This window comes from Paenibacillus sp. P4_E11 (assembly GCF_056401635.1).
The window spans coordinates 1-502 of sequence record NZ_JBFUIX010000749.1 but is presented as its reverse complement, the minus strand read 5'-3'; the positions used below and the strand labels follow the sequence as shown (position 1 = coordinate 502).

The following is a 502-nucleotide window of genomic DNA, read 5'->3' as shown; positions in this document are numbered from 1 at the left end:
GCATTGTGCCCTTTTTCAATTTTTATTTTACCTTCTGCAGAAGAGGATAAGGAATAATCCATATCAAGGATTTTCCAATCCTTTTTAATGTAAAAGTGCATGTTCAATATTCTAACAGTACTTTTCAAAACCTCTTGTTGTGAATAGTGACTAAGATATCTTGAAATCATGAGTGCAATTGTTATTGTGCCAATAGTAGCTATAAAAGTATATGGCGAAACAGATTGATTTATCGTATCTAGTACAACTTTTGGTAGCCATACTGCAATTAATGAAACGGCTAAATCAAAAATAATAAAAATTATTGGAAATAAAAATGCTTTCTTATCAAAACTCCATTGTTCATGAAACATAAATTTCATATTATTAAAAAAACCATGTGAGATCTCATTATTAAAATCCACTACTTAACCTCCTCTCATCACATATAAGTCATCCATTTCCGATAACCACTCTGTACAAACCGGAATAAGATCTGCATAGTCCTTGATAGCGTGTATGG

At 31.1% G+C, this 502-nt stretch carries 1 protein-coding gene; it reads right to left on the bottom strand.

What is annotated here, in order from left to right:
* A partial coding sequence (locus tag AC1DWB_RS37270; RefSeq protein WP_477546043.1) for a hypothetical protein occupies positions 1-404 on the bottom strand: 404 nt, incomplete at its 3' end.
* Between the last annotated feature and the right edge of the window lie 98 nt (positions 405-502).